At 62.2% G+C, this 16,928-nt stretch carries 11 protein-coding genes; all 11 read left to right on the forward strand.

The genetic code is table 11. The features are described from left to right. Positions 1-236: 236 nt before the first annotated feature. The 11 genes from AC244Q_RS31735 to AC244Q_RS31785 all read left to right on the forward strand — a co-directional run bounded on the left by AC244Q_RS31735 (position 237) and on the right by AC244Q_RS31785 (position 16,926). Positions 237-761 carry a (2Fe-2S)-binding protein gene (locus tag AC244Q_RS31735; protein WP_128405820.1) on the forward strand — a complete coding sequence of 175 codons (525 nt, stop codon included), beginning with the start codon at positions 237-239 and terminating at the stop codon, positions 759-761. Further along, positions 758-4,297: a molybdopterin cofactor-binding domain-containing protein gene (locus tag AC244Q_RS31740; protein ID WP_128405815.1), complete on the forward strand. Its 3,540-nt coding sequence runs from the start codon at positions 758-760 to the stop codon at positions 4,295-4,297. The genes AC244Q_RS31735 and AC244Q_RS31740 overlap by 4 nt, the downstream gene beginning before the upstream one ends. Positions 4,298-4,308: 11 nt before the next feature. Next, entirely contained in the window at positions 4,309-6,993 is a 2,685-nt protein-coding gene (locus AC244Q_RS31745; RefSeq protein ID WP_128405814.1) for a carbohydrate-binding protein, read from the forward strand. Between the two features lie 13 nt (positions 6,994-7,006). Continuing rightward, entirely contained in the window at positions 7,007-9,244 is a 2,238-nt protein-coding gene (locus AC244Q_RS31750; RefSeq protein WP_128405813.1) for an MGH1-like glycoside hydrolase domain-containing protein, read from the forward strand. A gap of 365 nt (positions 9,245-9,609) precedes the next feature. Next, positions 9,610-10,686, forward strand: coding sequence for an ABC transporter substrate-binding protein (locus AC244Q_RS31755; RefSeq protein ID WP_128405812.1), 1,077 nt, complete (start codon positions 9,610-9,612; stop codon positions 10,684-10,686). After that, complete coding sequence (locus AC244Q_RS31760; protein ID WP_029874446.1) at positions 10,676-11,590, forward strand: ABC transporter permease; 915 nt, start codon at positions 10,676-10,678, stop codon at positions 11,588-11,590. The genes AC244Q_RS31755 and AC244Q_RS31760 overlap by 11 nt, the downstream gene beginning before the upstream one ends. Before the next feature lie 10 nt (positions 11,591-11,600). Then, positions 11,601-12,380 carry an ABC transporter permease gene (locus AC244Q_RS31765; RefSeq protein WP_003554934.1) on the forward strand — a complete coding sequence of 260 codons (780 nt, stop codon included), beginning with the start codon at positions 11,601-11,603 and terminating at the stop codon, positions 12,378-12,380. After that, on the forward strand, positions 12,367-13,416 hold the full coding sequence (locus AC244Q_RS31770) for an ABC transporter ATP-binding protein (RefSeq protein ID WP_029874445.1): 1,050 nt from the start codon (positions 12,367-12,369) through the stop codon (positions 13,414-13,416). Before AC244Q_RS31765 ends, AC244Q_RS31770 begins: the two co-directional genes overlap by 14 nt. Beyond that, positions 13,416-14,015, forward strand: a complete 600-nt coding sequence (locus AC244Q_RS31775; protein WP_113548371.1) for a cysteine hydrolase family protein — start codon at positions 13,416-13,418, stop codon at positions 14,013-14,015. Before AC244Q_RS31770 ends, AC244Q_RS31775 begins: the two co-directional genes overlap by 1 nt. Positions 14,016-14,070: 55 nt before the next feature. Next, positions 14,071-14,550: a MarR family winged helix-turn-helix transcriptional regulator gene (locus AC244Q_RS31780; protein WP_017997022.1), complete on the forward strand. Its 480-nt coding sequence runs from the start codon at positions 14,071-14,073 to the stop codon at positions 14,548-14,550. A 33-nt stretch (positions 14,551-14,583) separates the two neighbouring features. Beyond that, positions 14,584-16,926 carry a beta-glucosidase family protein gene (locus AC244Q_RS31785; protein WP_128405811.1) on the forward strand — a complete coding sequence of 781 codons (2,343 nt, stop codon included), beginning with the start codon at positions 14,584-14,586 and terminating at the stop codon, positions 16,924-16,926. Positions 16,927-16,928: the final 2 nt, after the last annotated feature.

The raw sequence follows: 16,928 nt of genomic DNA on the forward strand, positions 1-16,928 counted from the left end.
TTAGTTGAATACCCCAGCGTAACGCGTTTTTCGACGTTTGCAACAACGAAATTCGACTTGCCAGCGGCCCATATGAAGCGTATACGCTATTTATATAAAAATGAGGGGCAGTAGATGCGTAATGTCGGTGACAGTCGCATCGTTATGATGCGCACGCGCCGCCAAGGCGCCCGCCGTATAGCGATCCGTCCAGTAGCAAAAGGCCTGGCTATTTGCGCGATGCTGGAGGAATTCCCGTGAAGCCTCCCGTTTCCGTTTCACTGAATGTCAACGACGCTCTTTGGCGCGTTAGCGCGAAACCGGAAACACCGCTTCTTTACATCTTGCGTAACGACCTGTGCCTGAATGGACCGAAATATGGCTGTGGCCTGGGCGAATGCGGCGCCTGCGCGGTTCTGGTTGACGGCCGTCCGGTGCGCTCTTGTACGGTGCCGCTTGGCGCGATCGGCAAACGACGCGTGATCACGCTTGAGGGGCTGGCGGTGGATGGGCTTCTGCACCCGGTACAGCAGGCTTTCATCGAAGAGGCGGCGGCGCAATGCGGGTATTGCCTCAACGGCATGATCATCGCCACGGTTGGACTGCTTCAGCGAAATACGGATCCCGAAGAGAGCGATATTCGCGATGCTCTGCGGCACCATCTCTGCCGGTGCGGAACGCATGTTGAGATACTGGCCGCTGTGCGGCGCGCCGTAACCCTCACCAAAGCCGGCCGGCCAGTCGACTCGATGACCAACGACATGACGGAGGTTTCGCGATGAACCACCGCGAAGCACCCAAGTCCGCCTACATGGCAGCCGCGAGCACGCTTCTCATTGTCAATGACGCGTCGATGGGCGACGCCGCCGAGCTTTATATCGCCGTAGGGGCCGATAGCCGGGTGACAGCGTTCAACGGCCACGTCGATCTCGGGACAGGCATCCGCACCTCGCTGGCGCAAATCGTCGCCGAAGAGCTCAGCGTGCCGTTCGAACAGGTGGACATGGTTCTCGGCACGACGACCGCCGCGCCCAATCAGGGGGCGACCATCGCAAGCGAAACCATCCAGATCACCGCAGTGCCGCTGCGCCAGGCCGCCGCGACCGCCCGCCGCCATCTTCTCGTCAAGGCCGCCGAGAAGGTCGGCGTGCCGATTGAGCGGCTGCGGCTGGAGGACGGCATTATCCGTGCCGACGGCGGCGAGAACTGGCAGCTGAACTTCGGCGATGTTGTCGTCGGCAGCCATGTCAGGCTGTCGATCGACAGCAATGCGGCGCTGAAGCCGGCGTCGGACTATAAACTGGTTGGCTCGTCGCGCCCGCGCGTCGATATTCCCGAGAAGGCAACCGGGCGCTGGACCTATGTCCACGATGTGCGCGTGCCTGGCATGCTGCACGGCCGCGTTATTCGCCCGCCCTATGCCGGATTCGATCACGGCGAGCATGTCGGAAACAGCTTGATCTCGATCGACGAGACCTCGGTCGCGCATATCGACGGGCTGGTCGGCGTCGTCGCCATCGGTGATTTCGTCGGTGTCGTTGCGACCCGCGAGGAAATCGCCATCGAGGCGTCCGGGAGCCTGAAGGTCGTGTGGCGCGCGCCGCCCGAGTGGCCGGATCTGAATATGCCGGAGAAGGCGCTGCGTGCCAATCCGTCGACGCCACGCAAGCTTGCCGATCGCGGCAATGTCGACATGGCATTGGCCGGCAGCGCCCAGCCGATGAACCGCACCTATGTCTGGCCTTACCAGATGCACGGTTCGATCGGCCCGTCCTGCGCGGTGGCCGATTACAATGACGCCGGGCTGACCGTCTGGTCGGGAACCCAGAACCCTTATCCCATGCGCCGCGATCTGGCGCTGCTGCTCGACATGCCGGAAGAGCAGATCAGGGTCGAGCGGCTGGAGGCGGCCGGCTGTTACGGCCGCAACTGCGCCGATGACGTAACAGCCGACGCGGCGCTGCTGTCGCGGGCCGTCAAGGCACCCGTCCGGGTCCAGCTGACGCGCGAGCAGGAACATGCCTGGGAGCCGAAGGGCGCCGCCCAGATCATGGATGTGCGCGGCGGTCTCGACCTGGAGGGCGGTCCGTCCGCCTATGATTTCGAAACGCGCTATCCCTCCAATCTGGCGCCAACCCTTCCCCTGATCCTCACCGGCAAGCTGCCGCCAGTTTCCGACGTCGTGCAGATGGGCGATCGTACCGCCATCCCACCCTATGCCTACGGCAACCTGCGCGTAACCGTGCACGACATGCCGCCGATCGCACGCGCCTCCTGGTTCCGTGGCGTGTCGGCGATGCCGAATACATTCGCCCACGAATGCTACGTCGACGAGCTGGCCGCCGCCGCCGGCGTCGATCCGGTCGAGTACCGGCTCCGTTATCTCCACGACCCACGCGCCGTCGACCTGGTTCACGCGCTGGCCGAACGGGCGAAGTGGGTGGCGCATACGACGTGGGGCACGCTCAGCGGCGAAGGCGATCTGCTCTACGGCCGTGGATTTGCCTATGCCGTCTACGTCCACGGACCGTTTCCGGGCAAGGCCGCCGCCTGGGCGGCATGGGTTGCCGATGTCGCCGTCAACAAGAAGACCGGCGAGATCGCGGTTACCAAGGTGACATGCGCGCAGGACTCGGGAATGATGATCAATCCCGACGGAGTGCGCCACCAGATCCACGGCAACATCATTCAGTCTACCAGCCGGGTGCTGAAGGAAAAGGTCGAATTTACCTCGACCGCGGTGCAGTCGAAGGAATGGGGCGGCTATCCGCTGATTACCTTCCCCGAGGTACCTGATATCGACGTGCTGATGGTGCCGCGCCAGGACGAGCCGCCGCTCGGCGTCGGAGAGTCCGCCTCCGTTCCCAGCGCCTCGGCCATCGCCAATGCCGTCTACGATGCCACCGGCATTCGTTTCCGCGAACTGCCGCTGACGCCGGAACTGGTCCTTGCCGCGCTGAACGGCAAGACGGACGAAAGGCCGGCCACCCCGGTCGCGAAAAAGCGGAGGTGGTGGAACGTCGGCCTGTCGGCGATCGGTGCCGTCGCCGCTCTGTCCGGTATCGTGACCATGGCATCGCCATGGCGCCCGGCGATCGGCACCATCCAGCAGCCGGACGCCAATGTCTACAGCGCCGCCACCATCGAGCGCGGCCGGCTGGCGGCGGCGGCCGGCGCCTGCAATGTCTGCCATGTCGGAAACGACGGAACACCCTTTGCCGGTGGCCGGCGCTTCGACACGCCATTCGGCGCAGTTTATGCCACCAACATCACGCCCGATGTCCAAAGCGGCATCGGCGCCTGGTCCTACCCGGCCTTCGAACGTGCCATGCGCGAGGGCATCAGCCGCGACGGCCATCACCTCTATCCCGCGCACCCCTACACCTCGTTCGCCGGCGCCGAGGATGCCGATCTTCAGGCGCTCTACGCCTACATGATGACGCAGGCGCCGTTCGCCGAAAAGGCGCCTGAGACGAAGCTCAAATTCCCCTACAGCATCCGCGCGATGATGGCGGGCTGGAACGCGCTGTTCCTGAAGGCGCAGCCGTTCAAATATGTTGAGACCCGCGATGCGCAGTGGAACAGGGGCGCCTATCTCGTCGAGACCTTGGGCCACTGTTCGGCCTGCCACACCGAGCGCAATGTGCTCGGCGCGGAAAAGAGCGGCAGCGCCCGGCTTTCCGGCGGCTTTGCCGATGGCTGGGAGGCGCCGGCCCTGAATGCGTTCGCCAATGGCCCGGTCGGCTGGACGGCAGACGCCTTCTATGACTATCTGCGCACCGGACATTCGCGCGATCACGGCAGTGCCGCCGGCCCGATGGCGCATGTCGTCGAAGTCATGCAGCCGCTTCCGGATAGCGATATCCGCGCCATGGCCACATATCTCGCAAGCCTCAACGAGGCCCCGGCCGAGAGCAAGGCGCAAAGCCAGGCGGCTATTGCCGCGAGTGAAGCGGCCAAGGCTTCCGCCGCGCGCATTTCGCCGAAGGGCGAGCGGCTGTTTAATGGCGCCTGCGCCACGTGCCATTCTGGAAACACAATCCTGTCGCCGCTGGCGCTCAACAGCAACCTTCATGCGGCGACCCCTGACAATCTCATCCAGGCAATCCTGAACGGTGTCGAGGCGCCGGCAATCCTTGCGCAGACGACCGGCCGCCAAGCCCCGGAGGTGATGTCGATGCCGGCTTTCCGCCAGACGCTGAACGACGGCCAGATCAAGGATCTCGCCGATTATCTGAGAGCGCGCTTCGCCCCCGACAAGCCGGCCTGGACGGAAACGACCAAAGCCACGCAACGCGTGACGGCAGCAAGCCACTAGGGAGAGACGAGTTGGAGCAGATCCGAACCGGGCAGGATATCGGCCGCCGCGACTTGTTCGAGAACCCGACAGCCGCGTTTCGTCCGTCGGCCTACTGGTTCTGGCATTCGATCCCGACAGAGGACGTTTGCCACGCGCAGCTCGCCGATTTCAAACAGAAGGGGATCGGCACGATCCTGATCCAGGCCCGTCTCGCAATGTCGCGCGATGACTACCTGTCGCCGGCCTTTCTGGACGCCTATCGTGTTGCGGCTGGGATTGCCGGCAAACTGGGGCTGAAGCTCGGTATCTACGACGATTACAACTGGATCAGCGGTCACGCCGGCGGCCGGACGGTCGCGGACCGCGACGACCTGCGCGAGCGCCACCTGTTCTGGTCGTCCTCGGGAGACGCGCGGGGCGAGATCAGCGGCATCCATCCGCCGTTCACCCGGACGATGGGCCCCGATATCGTCGCGTGGCAGTATGAGGGCAGCGTCGTCGAGTGGTGCGAATGGACCGTCGAGGCTGCGCTGCTGCATCCTTCGGTCGGCATCGACAGCCTCGATCAGGTGGTCGACGTCACGGCGCGGACATCCGTCGTCGAAAGCGACCGAACGTCGTGCACCTACCTGTTTGACGGCGTGCCCGATGGGGGGCAGGTGCTCACGGTGTTCGTCAGCGCCCGGTCGACGACCTCACGGTTGATCAATTATCTCCTGCCAGAGGCAGCGGAACGATTCACCGAGGTCGGGCTCGACCCGTTGGTCGAGGTGCTTGGTGATCTCGTGCCAGACCCCGTCGGCTTCGTGTTCTACGACCAGCCGGCGGCGGGTTTCTACAAGTGGAGCCAGATCTCCGGTGACCTCGGCAACAGCCTGCTCTATGCGCCGACCCTGCCGGACGCCGTGTCGCGCGGCACGGGAGAGACCTTCGCCAGGGCCCTGCTGGCGCTGGTGCGTGACGTCGGGCCTGAAACCCTGCGCCTGCGCGCCCAATTCTACGCCGCCTACTCGGCCCTGATGAACGAGGCCTTCTCCGGCACGTTGCGCCGATGGGCCGAGGGCAGGAGGATCGTCCTCACCGGGCACGAGATCCTGCCGCATGTCAGTTCCTGGTCGCTGAACGGCGGTTTTACCAGCATCGACCCCAGGGTAGCGCTTGCCGTGGATTTCTTCGGCATCGATGCCTACCGGCACGAGACGGCCGTTGATTCCAACAATTTCGTGGCGCAGCTGGCGCCGAAGCTCGGCGACTCCGTTGCCCGTTCGAATGGTCGCAGCCGATGCGTCGTCGAAACATACGCCAGCGCCGAGCGAACGCCCGTGCGTGCCGCCGGGCAATGGGAACTAACCCTGGAGACGATGCGGGCGCAGGCCATCAGGCTTCACTGCCTCGGGACCCGGCAATTCCTCTGGCACGGCGTCTACCAGACGGACGGGCGCGACAACGATCCGACGCCGTTTTCCAATCCACGTTTCGATTTCGGGCCGGGCATCAATTTCGAACCGTGGTGGAGCTACCACGATCTGTTTGCCGAGGAGACGGCACGGATTTCCGCCTTCATCGAAGGGGCCACGCCCCGCACGCCGGTTGCGATCCTTTATCCTCTTCATACAGGCTTCGCAGAAGGGCCGCGCCACAGCCATGCAACCCATATCGGCGCCTGGTGCGAAGGGCTCTTAGCAGAAGGCTGCGACTTCATGTTCGTCAGCGAGGCCGATTTGGCGACCGCTACGATCAAGAACGGCCGCCTGCGCGCGTCCGGCCTTGTTTTCGATGCTGTCGTTCTGCCGTCCGTCACCGTGCTCGAGACGACGAAGACCTTACACACGCTCGCCGTCTTCAAGGCGGCGGGTGGTGCTGTCTGGTCTTCAGGCGAGCGGCTCTCCACCGTCTGCGATGGCGCAGCGGGGCGTGCCGTCGGCACGTCGATCCATCTCGAAGGAATGCCCGGCAAAGGCGACATCACCGCTCTGTTGCAGTCGCTTCGGTCATCGGGTCCAGATCTTGCCTGTCATTCCGCGGGCAGACCCTGGCAATGGGTGGGGTATGAGGACGCTGGTTGGTGGCGGGTCGTGCTGTTCAACGATGGCGCATCGCACCTCATCAGTGAGATTTCCTTCGGCGACGGTTTCGCGTGCGAGGTTTGGTCCGCGACGACGAGAGACGTGGGAGAGGCAACCGCCTTCAGCCATCTCACAGTCGCGCTCGCGCCCCAGGAGGTGCAATGCATTCGACTGGGCGAGACGACGCAGAAGACCACCGTGCAAGGCCATCTCGAGCACCAGCCGCTCCTTGCCGCGGCTCGTGCCATATCGCTTGTCGACGGCTGGAGCTTCGCGCCGGGCCCTGACGCGGGATTCGTGCCGATCTCGGTGGTTGCAGGGTGGGAAACGCAGGGTTTTGCCGGTTTCTCCGGTACCGGCATTTATCGGCTGGCGCTCGAAATCGGCGATGAGGCCGAGTGGGTCCTCGAATTGCCGGAGGTCCACACGGTGGTCGCGGCGCTGCTCGATGGCCGTCAGATCGATCGAAGAGGCTGGCGCCCCTACCGCTTTGCTCTGGGGCGGCTGCTTCCAGGCGTCCATTCGCTGGAACTGCGCGTCGCCAACACGGCCGCAAATCGCTACTACATCAACACGCCTTATCTCGGTGACACCGCCGACAAGAGCGGCTTGTCCGCCGCACCGAAGCTCATCCAGCTGGCAAACTGACCGGAAGTTACCCATGCTACAACATTCAACGATACCCCTGATGCGTGCTTGGAACAGCTGGTCCAACCGGCCGGCCGAAATGGTCTTCCTGCCGCTCGGCGTGCGGATCACACCGGTTCTCTATTCGACCCGCAGCAAGACGACCTCCGCGATCGAGCCGCGACGCGATATGGTTCGCCTCGGCCGTCACACCATCGACGGCTCGCTGATCGAGCTGGAGACCGAGCTCAGCGGCACGACAGTCGCTTTTTCTACGACGAAGACAGACCCCTTCGCCATCCGCGGCAGCTGGAACGGCAAGGTATCGGCCGAGTGGGGACTGCGATTCTGGCTGACGCTGGCAATCTCCTCAGATGGCGGCGAGGTGGTGGTCCATGACGCGGGCCGCAACATCACGCTGCTGAAGGTCGGAACGCGCTTCGTGGCGGTCGCGACCGCCGAGGCGCCGGTGCACGTCACCGGCCATGAGACGATCGAGGCGCTGCGGGCCGACTTCGAGGAAAACGGCTATTTCTATACCGCCACCCGCAGGAGCGAAGCGCCGTTGATTGCCCTGCGTTTCAATCTCGAGATGATGCGCCAGGGCACCTATGCCGCAGGCGTCGCCGACAGTGCCGAATTGGCGATCGCCAAGGCGCAGACATGCCTTGCCGCCGGTGCGCCAGCTGCGATTGCCGATGCGCAGACCGGCATGTTCGAGGGCGCGCTCGACGCGATGCGTGACGTCGTCGCCTGGAACACCATCTGGGACGAAACCAACGCGCGTTCCTACACGGCGGTCACCCGGATCTGGAACCTCGGGAAATTCGCCGTCTGGTTCAACGACCAGATTTTCGCCGCCCTTCTTGCGGGCGTGTTCGACGCCGATCTGGCGCGCGAGAACATGGCGACCGCGATGGCCGGCGCAACCCCACAGGGCAATATCGCCTGCATCGTCACCTCCAACGATGCCTGGGTCGATCGCACCCAGCTGCCGTTCGGCGCACTGGTCGTCTGGCAACTCTACCAGCGGACCGGCGAGCGATCGATGATCCAGGCAAGTTACGAGGCGCTGGTGCGCAATCGGCGCTGGTGGCAAGACAACCGCGATCCTGATGGTACCGGCCTTTTTTCCTGCGGCACCTCCGATGTGGGCGAGGGCCTCTACAAGGGGACGGCCTTTGCCGCGCGCAACGAGACCGGCATGGACAATTCCGCGACCCATGACGAGGCGATCTACGATCCCGTCACCCGGACGCTGTCGACCTTCGATCTCGGCCTTAACTGCGCGGCCGCTCTCGATGCCGAGATGCTTTCGAAAATGGCCGCCGTGCTCGGCAAGCATGACGATGCCCGCGAATTCGCCGCTCTGGCCGAGCGTCACCGGACGCTGATCTCGCAGACGCTCTGGGACGAGAGCCGCGGCATCTTCGCCAATCGCCAGCGGCGCGGCGGTTTCGTGCGCTCGCTGTCGCCGACCAGCTTCTACCCGCTGCTGTGCGGCGCCGCGACGCCGGCGCAGGCGGAGCGTCTGCTCGAGCATCTGAGCGACGAGACGACCTTCGGCGGTGATTTCGTGCTGCCGAACGCAACGCGAGACGATCCGGCCTTCGCCGACAACGTCTACTGGCGCGGCCGCATCTGGCCGAACGTCAACTATATGGTCTGGCTCGGCCTGCGGCGCTACGGCTTCGTGGCGGCGGCGAGCAAGCTGGCAAGCCAGAGCTACGACCTGTTCATGAAGAATTGGCGCGAGGATCGTATCGCCTCCGAAAACTACAATGCCGTCACCGGCGAGGCGATGGACCAAGGTGATACCGATCCATTCTACATCTGGGCCGCCATGCTACCGCTGATGGCTGCCAGTGAGATTGTTGACTTCGATCCGTGGACCGGATGGACGATGCGCCATGCCGGCCGGGATGTGGTGCTCGGACCTATGGTCTCGCCGTCGGGAACGCTCGAGCTGGTCGTCAAGTCCGGAACCCTGGTGATGACATTGAACGGGCGCGCAGCACTGAAGACAGATCTGCACACTACGCTGTCGCGCATCGTCTTCGCCAACGGGCGGGTAGCCTGCACGATTGCTCCGGTCTCCGAGGCAGGTTTCATCGAGTTGCCAGGCTTGGCATTGGGCGATGTTCTTGCCGCCCGTATCAACGGGCAGGACATCAACTATGTGTCGGGCGGCGACGGAATACGCGTCATGATTGCTGAACACGCGGAGGATCGCCGGCTCGACGTCTATTTTTCATCGTCAAGCGCTCACTAAAGCAAGGCAGTGCTTGACAGGTCTCGATTCCTCACAGATAGTTTGTGTACATATAAAATAAAAGACTGATGCTAAAGTCAGAGGGTTGAACGAACAGCTTGCAGGAGATCCGTGGATTCATGCCGGCCGCTCAGTGAAGTGATGTACTATTCTTACAGAAGTGGTGTGCCGCTGCGTCGCAGCGCGCGCTTCATTTCGCCGAGACGTCAGTGCTCCACGGACAATGCTCATCTGCTTTTAGTATGCATACAAATGATTAAGCGCGCTTTGGCACGTTGTTTGTTTTCAAGCTAGCCGATCCGTTGAGGTCGATGACCGCGGGTCATGATGGTCCATAACTGTGTATCTTCAAGAGGGGTGCCACAATGACTGAACTCACCAGACGCAACACAATGAAGTTGATGTCCGCAGCACTGATCGCTGGCGTCAGCATCTCCACCTTGCCGCGCAAAGCCTTTTCGGCCGGATCCATCACGGTCCTCAACTGGCAGGGCTACGGCACCGACGAAGCCTGGTCGCTGAAGGCTTTCACCGAAAAGACGGGCATCACAGTCGTCCATGACTACTACAGCTCGGAATCGGAAATGCTGACCAAGATGCGCACGAATCCGGGCGCCTACGATCTTGTTATCCTCAACGCTGCGCGTTGCGCCCAGGCGGTTGCCGAAGACCTGCTGCAGCCGATCGATTTCAGCAAGGTTCCAAACGCGTCAACAGTCGACGAGACCCTGCGCGCCAACCCGAACTTCAGCAAGGATGGCAAGGGTTATGCCGTTCCGTGGGTCTGGGGCATGACCTCGCTTGCCATCCGTGAAGGCATGACCGTTCCCGACAGTTACGCGGTCCTCGCCGACCCGGCCTATAAGGGTCGTGTTGCCATGGACGACGACGCCATCATCAATGTCGGCGTTGGCGCGCTGATGAGCGGGCAGGACATCAACGATCCCAAAGATCTGGCTGCTGTTACGGCCGCGCTGAAATCGATCAAGCCGAACGTCAAGTTGCTGTGGTCGACGGAAGATCAGTGGAACAAGTCGTTCGCCGCCAAGGAATTCGACCTGTCGCTGTTCTGGTCGGGCGGCTCGGTGCGATCCAAGCGCGTTTCTAAACTTCCGGTTCAGTTCGTAGTGCCTAAGGAAGGCGGCGTCGGTTGGGTCGATGGTCTGGGTGTTCCGGCATCGGCTCCGAATCCAGAAGGTGCTCTTGCCTTCGTCAACTGGATGATCGATCCGATATTCTATGTCGAATGGGCAACCAAGATTGGAGCCCCCGCTTCTTCAAATTCGGCAGCCCTTTCAGCACTTCCTTCCGACGATCTCACCCGCCTGGTACACAAGACCGAATATTTGAAGACCACGTCCTTTGTCTCGGGCATTCCCGACGACCGGCGCGAAGCCTTCAACAATATCTGGCAGGAAGTGAAAGCCTTCTATGCAGAATGATCGTCTGATATCAGCGTCAGAGCGCGGACCTTCGGGTCCGCGCAGCCGGCGCCCACTCCCGCCATGGGTTTCGACGACGGCGCTGCTGCTGCCGACCTATGGGTGGCTGACACTTGCCGTCTTTCTGCCGCTGCTGACCATGTTCGTGTTCAGCTTCATGTCGGCGACACCGATGGGCAAGGCCCCGATCGTCTTTACGCTGAAGCAGTACCGCGCGTTCATCGATCAACCCTATCTGGTCGGGATCGGTATCACGTCGCTGCTGATCGGCTTCTGGACGACGCTGTTCTGCGCGGTGCTTGGTTTCCTGGCGGCCGTGGCGCTGGTCCGCTCGACCTTCGGCAAGACGCGAGAGATGTTGTTGATCCTCATTCTCCTGCCATTCTGGACCAACGGTCTTGTGCGCGTCTTTTCGTGGACCATGGTGCTGCGCGAAAACGGCTTTCTCGACAGTCTGCTGCACATGATTGCTCCGGACGCGGGTTCCATCGGCTTTCTCTACACGCGCTATGCCGTGGTGGTTGGTCTTGTTCACGGCTACCTGCCGTACATGATCCTGACCTGCTACATAGCTCTGGTGGCCATCGACGACGCGATCATTGAGGCTGCTTCAAGCCTCGGCGCGCGCTGGTGGACCATCCTGTTCAAGATTTTGATGCCGCTTGCGGCTCCCGGACTGATCTCCGGCGCCGTTTTGATCTTCATTCCGGTCATCGGTTCATTCATGGAACCGCGCATTCTGGGCGGTCGTGTCGGCGTGACCATGGGAACGGTGATCGAGGATCAGTTCACCCAGGCCTTCAACTGGCCTTTGGGCGCATCGTTGTCCTTTACGCTGCTGGCTGTCGTGCTCGCAATTTTCGCAACCTTTTCCGGTGTCCTGCGCCGCGGAACGGTCGCTTGAGGAAGGGATCATGAAAACGCTCGGTCCAATCTATCTCATCGCCATCCTCATCTTCCTCTACACGCCCATTCTCGTGATGATGGCGATGGGGTTCAACGCTTCGCCACTTTACGAACTGCCATTCCATTTCTCGCTGCAATGGTACGACGCGCTCTGGGACAACAGCATCCTTCTGACGGCGGGTCTGAACAGCCTGGTGATCGCGAGTATCACCGCGGTTCTGGCGACGGCTTTGGGTACCATGGCGTCCGTTGCGCTGTCGCGCCGGACCTTTCGCGGCAGAAGTCTCCTGCAACTGATGCTACTGCCGCCGATTGCCATTCCCTGGCTGATCACCGGCACGGCCATGCTGATCTTCTTTTATTGGACCGGTATCGGGCGCGGCATGCATGCCCTGTTGATCGGCCATGTGGCACTCGCCATCCCCTACGTTGTTCTGGTCGTCGGCACGGGCTTCAAGACAATCCGCGCCGACCTTGAAGAAGCCGCGATGAGCCTTGGTTCGACACCGGTTCACGCCTTCTTCTCGGTGACGCTACCGCTGCTTTATCCGAGCATCCTTGGCGCCGCGCTCTTCGCCTTCGCAGTGTCGCTCGACCAGTTCGTGATTTCCTACTTCCTCGCAACGCCCGGGTACACCACCCTGCCGGTGCAGATCTACTCCTCGATCCGCAAGGGCTTCACCCCTGAAATCAACGCGATCTCCACCGTGCTTCTGCTCGGCTCGATGACGATCATCCTGATTTTTGCGCGCTTCGCCAAGCCCGGAGACACAAGTGACAAACGTTAAAGTCAATTCCGTCGCCAAGACCTACGGCACCACACCGGTCCTGTCCGATATCACCACCGAGTTCCCCGAAGGCTCTTTCACCAGCCTTCTCGGCCCATCCGGCTCCGGCAAGACCACGCTGCTGCGCATCATCGCGGGCTTTATCAAGCCCGACCAGGGCGTCGTCACGATCGGCAACAATGATGTCACCGACATTCCTGTCTGGGGCCGTAACATCGGCATGATGTTCCAGTCTTACGCGCTGTTCCCGCATATGACGATTGCCCAGAACGTCGCCTTCGGTCTCGAACGCCGGGGCATCAAGGGCGCCGCCGCCCGCAAGGAAGTCGACCGCGCGCTGGAAATGGTGCATCTGCCTGGCTTTGCCGATCGCATGCCCAAGCAGCTGTCCGGGGGCCAGCAGCAGCGCGTTGCGCTGGCCCGCGCCATGGTCATCAAGCCGAGCGTGCTGCTCCTCGACGAGCCGCTGTCGGCGCTCGATCGGCGCCTGCGCCAGGAAATGCAGGTCGAACTGCTGCGCATCCAGCGCGAAAGCGGCCTGACGACGATCTTCGTCACCCACGACCAGGAAGAGGCGCTGACGCTGTCCGATAAGGTAGCGATCCTCGACAAGGGCCGCATCGTCCAGATCGGCGAGCCGGAAACCGTCTATGAGAGACCGCTGACGCGCTTTGCCGCCGAATTCCTCGGCGATTCCAACTTCCTCACCGGCACCGTGGAGAACGGCGCTGTGCGTCTCGCCGATGGGACGGTAGTTCAGACCACCGGCACGTTGCCATCAAGCGGCTCGAACGTCACGCTCGCGGTGCGCCCGGAGAAGATGTCGATCGCATCGGGTCCGACGGATGGCAACAGCCTGACGGCGCGCATCACCACCGTCATCTACGCAGGTCCCGTGCTGTCCTATCTGCTGGAGACGGCAGACGGTCTGCCGCTGAAGCTGTTTGCACAGAACCGCGATGGCAAGGTCCTGAGCGATGGCGACACCATCACCCTGACCTGGGCCGCGGAACACACCGTCCCGGTGGCCGACTGATGATGGCACCCGCGCCACTCTCCAGGAATGCGCTGCATGTCGTCATCGACATGCAGCGGCTCTTCGCCGAGCAAACGGCGTGGTATACGCCAGCGATCGAAGGCATCCTTCCCAATGTGGTGGCGCTCAGCAAAGCGCGGCCCGCTGAGACTGTCTTTGCTCGCTTCATGGTGCCCCAAAGTGCCGAAGATGCCACGGGTCGCTGGAAGACCTACTATCGTCGGTGGTCATCGGTGACGCTGGATGAACTCGATGTCGCCATGCTGGATCTGGTGGCGCCGCTTTCGGCGATCGCCGCTCCAGGCTCCATCGTCGACAAAAAGACCTACTCGGTCTTTGGCTCGCCCGGGTTTACTGCGCGCTTGCAAGGATCGGCAACGGACACGCTGATTTTCTCGGGCGTCGAGACCGACGTCTGCGTCTACGCCAGCGTTCTTGATGCGGTCGACGCCGGTTACCGGGTCATCCTCGCCGAGGACGCACTGGCAAGCGGCGACTTGAAGGCGCACGCCATGGTCATCGAGATCCTGGCGCCAAGGCTTTCGGAGCAGATTGAAATTCTAACGACAGAAGCCATTCTGAAATTATGGCGAGAGTAAATTCGGCAGCGCCATTGCCAGTCACCACGACGAACAGGCAGATTTGAGAGATCCTATGGACGTTCCGTTCAAAGACAAAGGCGGCCGACAAAAGACCGCAGCGACCGAAGGGTCCGGCCAGCAGGCACAGTATGCGCTTGGCGAGCAGATCGGCTTCTATCTGCGCCAGGCCAACCAGCGGCACGTGGCGATCTTTGCGAGCCTGATGGCGGAGAAGCTGACCACCACCCAATGGGCGGCGCTCGTCAGGCTGAAGGACCTGCAGCCCTGTTCGCAGGGCAATCTCGGCCGCGAGACCGCCATGGATATGGCGACGATCAAGGGCGTCGTCGATCGACTGGTGAAGCGTGGCCTCGTTCACACCGCCCCCGACTCGACCGACGCGCGCCGGCTGGTGCTGACGCTGACGCCGGAAGGCGAGGTGACAGTCGCCCGCAACCTGTCGGTCGCGCTGCAGATCTCGCAGGAAACGCTGAGCACGCTGACGCTTGCCGAGCGGATGATGCTGATGGAACTCCTCCAGAAGATCTGTTGACACACGCCTGATCCGCAGTACCGGAGACCACTCATGTTCCAGCCGAGCGACGCCGAAATTCGAGCGCTTGTCGATCAGATAACGGTGGCCGAAAAGGTCGATCTCCTGAGCGGGCGTGGCCTGTGGAAGACGGCATCGATCAGCAGGCTCGGTGTTCCTTCGATCGTCATGACCGATGGGGCCTATGGGGTGCGCTACTCGACCACCCAGATCGACGCCGGCGATAACGACGAAGACAGTCTGCGGGCGTTCCTCGATCTCGTCGGGCAACAGGGCGACGGATCGGGCGGCATGTTCGGGGCCACCCGTCCAGCCACGTGCTTTCCCAACGGCAATCTGCTCGGCTGTTCCTGGGATATTGATCTTGCCTATCGCATGGGCGCTGCACTGGCGGCCGAGTGCCAGGATTTCGGGGTTCATCTGCTTTTGGGCCCCGGCATCAACATAAGGCGCACGCCGCTGGCCGGGCGGGCTTACGAATATTATTCCGAGGATCCTGTTATCAGCGGCGACATGGCGGCGGCCGTCATCTGCGGATTGCAGGATAACGGCGTCGGCGCCTCGCTCAAGCATTTCGCCTGCAATAATTCCGAAATCGAGCGAACCACGACCAGTTCCGATGTCGATGAACGCGCCCTGCGCGAAATATACTTGGCAGGCTTCGAGCGGGCCATCGAAAAGAGCGCGCCGTGGACCGTGATGAGCGCTTATAATCCGCTGAACGGCATCCAGGCCGCCGAACATCATTGGCTGTTGCGAACCGTGCTGCGCGGTGAATGGGGCTATGACGGGCTTGTCCTGTCAGACTGGCACGCGATCAAGGATCGTGGCGCTGCACTCGATGCCGGCACCGAACTCGACATGCCGGAAAGCAAGCCCCGCAAAGCGCGTCTCCATGCGGCGATCAACGCCGGCGACGTGGCGCCCGAGGTGATCGATGCGGCTTGCGCCAATGTTCTGGCGTTCGTGCGCAAATGCAAGTCGAGCGAGCGGCGCGGCACGCCGGCGGATTTCGAGGCGCATCATGTGCTGGCGCGCGACATCGCGGCGGAATCGATCGTGCTGCTGCGCAATGAGGGCCAGGCGCTGCCGCTCGATCCCGGCGGGCCGGGTGAGCTTCTCATTGTCGGCGACGGCGCCGTCACTCCTGTTATCCAAGGCTCCGGCTCGGCCACCACCAATCCCTATCGCGTCGACAGTCCGTTCGTTCAGATTGCCGCGCGGGCAGGAGACAGCCTGAAGGTCCGGCATCTGCCCTTCTCGCCGGTCGCGCAGCCCGACGTGACGGCGTCGATCGAGGCGATCGTCGAAGCCGCGGAGCGTGCCGATGTAGTTGTCATGTTTGCGGAAAACGAGAAGAGCCGTCACGGCGAGGGCAACGACCGCGACACACTGAAGCTCGCCGCCAGCCACGATGCACTCATCACGGCGTTGTCGGCGACAGGTCGCAAGCTCGTCGTCGTGCTCTCGATGCCAGACACGGTCGAGATGCCGTGGATCGGGGATGTCGACGCCGTCCTGGCCAGTTTCTATGCCGGGCAGGGCGGTGGCGAAGCACTGGCCCGCATCCTGTTTGGCGAGCAGAACCCGTGCGGCAAGCTCTCCGCCAGCATGCCGGTTCGCATGCAGGATATTCCGGGCTGGCACACCTATCCGGGCGAGCATGGCCGGCATGTCTATAGCGAGGGCATTTTCGTCGGTTACCGGTTCTACGATCTGAAGGCGATGACGCCAGCCTTTCCGTTCGGACATGGGCTCAGCTACACCACGTTCGCCTATGAGGATCTCAGGCTCGATACGCACGAGATCACGCCCGGCGCCGGCTGCACCGCCGCCCTTACCATTCGCAACACAGGTACGGTTGCCGGCAAGGAAATCGTGCAACTCTATGTCCGGCCGATTAAGCCGGGTCTCAAACGACCCGTCCGTGAGCTCAAGTCTTTCACCAAGCTTCATCTGGCGCCAGGAGAAGCGAAGAGGGTAACGCTTGATCTGGCGCAGCGCGATTTCCAGTATTTCGACACGTCGCGTTCGGCTTGGGTTCTCGATGCCGAGGCTTTTGTAATCGAAGCGGCTGCATCCTCCAGAGACATCCGCTTGTCGATCACCTTGCCATGCAGGTCAGAGGCTCCGGCGCTGCCGACGATTTCGGCCAATTCTCCGACAGCGCTTGTCTTTGCCCACCCGAACGCCGAGGCCGCTCTCGTTGGTTTCTTCGTCAGCAGGCTTTCGATCTCCGCTGCCGAAGCCATGGCCCTTCTTGCCAAGACAAAGGGCTCCTTTCTCGGCTTCTACGACACTTTGAGCTGGTATGTAGGAGACAGCGTCAAAGAGGCGGATATTGCCGAAGTCTTTTCAGAACTAAACCAACACTAGAT

This window comes from Rhizobium sp. CB2179, from assembly GCF_057653455.1.

Excerpts from the sequence above, each read along its gene's own strand:
- AC244Q_RS31780 (WP_017997022.1), top strand. The coding sequence starts at position 14,071 with ATGGACGTTCCGTTCAAAGACAAAGGCGGCCGACAAAAGACCGCAGCG.
- AC244Q_RS31750 (WP_128405813.1), top strand. The coding sequence starts at position 7,007 with ATGCTACAACATTCAACGATACCCCTGATGCGTGCTTGGAACAGCTGG.
- AC244Q_RS31765 (WP_003554934.1), top strand. The coding sequence starts at position 11,601 with ATGAAAACGCTCGGTCCAATCTATCTCATCGCCATCCTCATCTTCCTC.
- AC244Q_RS31760 (WP_029874446.1), top strand. The coding sequence starts at position 10,676 with ATGCAGAATGATCGTCTGATATCAGCGTCAGAGCGCGGACCTTCGGGT.
- AC244Q_RS31785 (WP_128405811.1), top strand. The coding sequence starts at position 14,584 with ATGTTCCAGCCGAGCGACGCCGAAATTCGAGCGCTTGTCGATCAGATA.
- AC244Q_RS31775 (WP_113548371.1), top strand. The coding sequence starts at position 13,416 with ATGATGGCACCCGCGCCACTCTCCAGGAATGCGCTGCATGTCGTCATC.
- AC244Q_RS31755 (WP_128405812.1), top strand. The coding sequence starts at position 9,610 with ATGACTGAACTCACCAGACGCAACACAATGAAGTTGATGTCCGCAGCA.
- AC244Q_RS31740 (WP_128405815.1), top strand. The coding sequence starts at position 758 with ATGAACCACCGCGAAGCACCCAAGTCCGCCTACATGGCAGCCGCGAGC.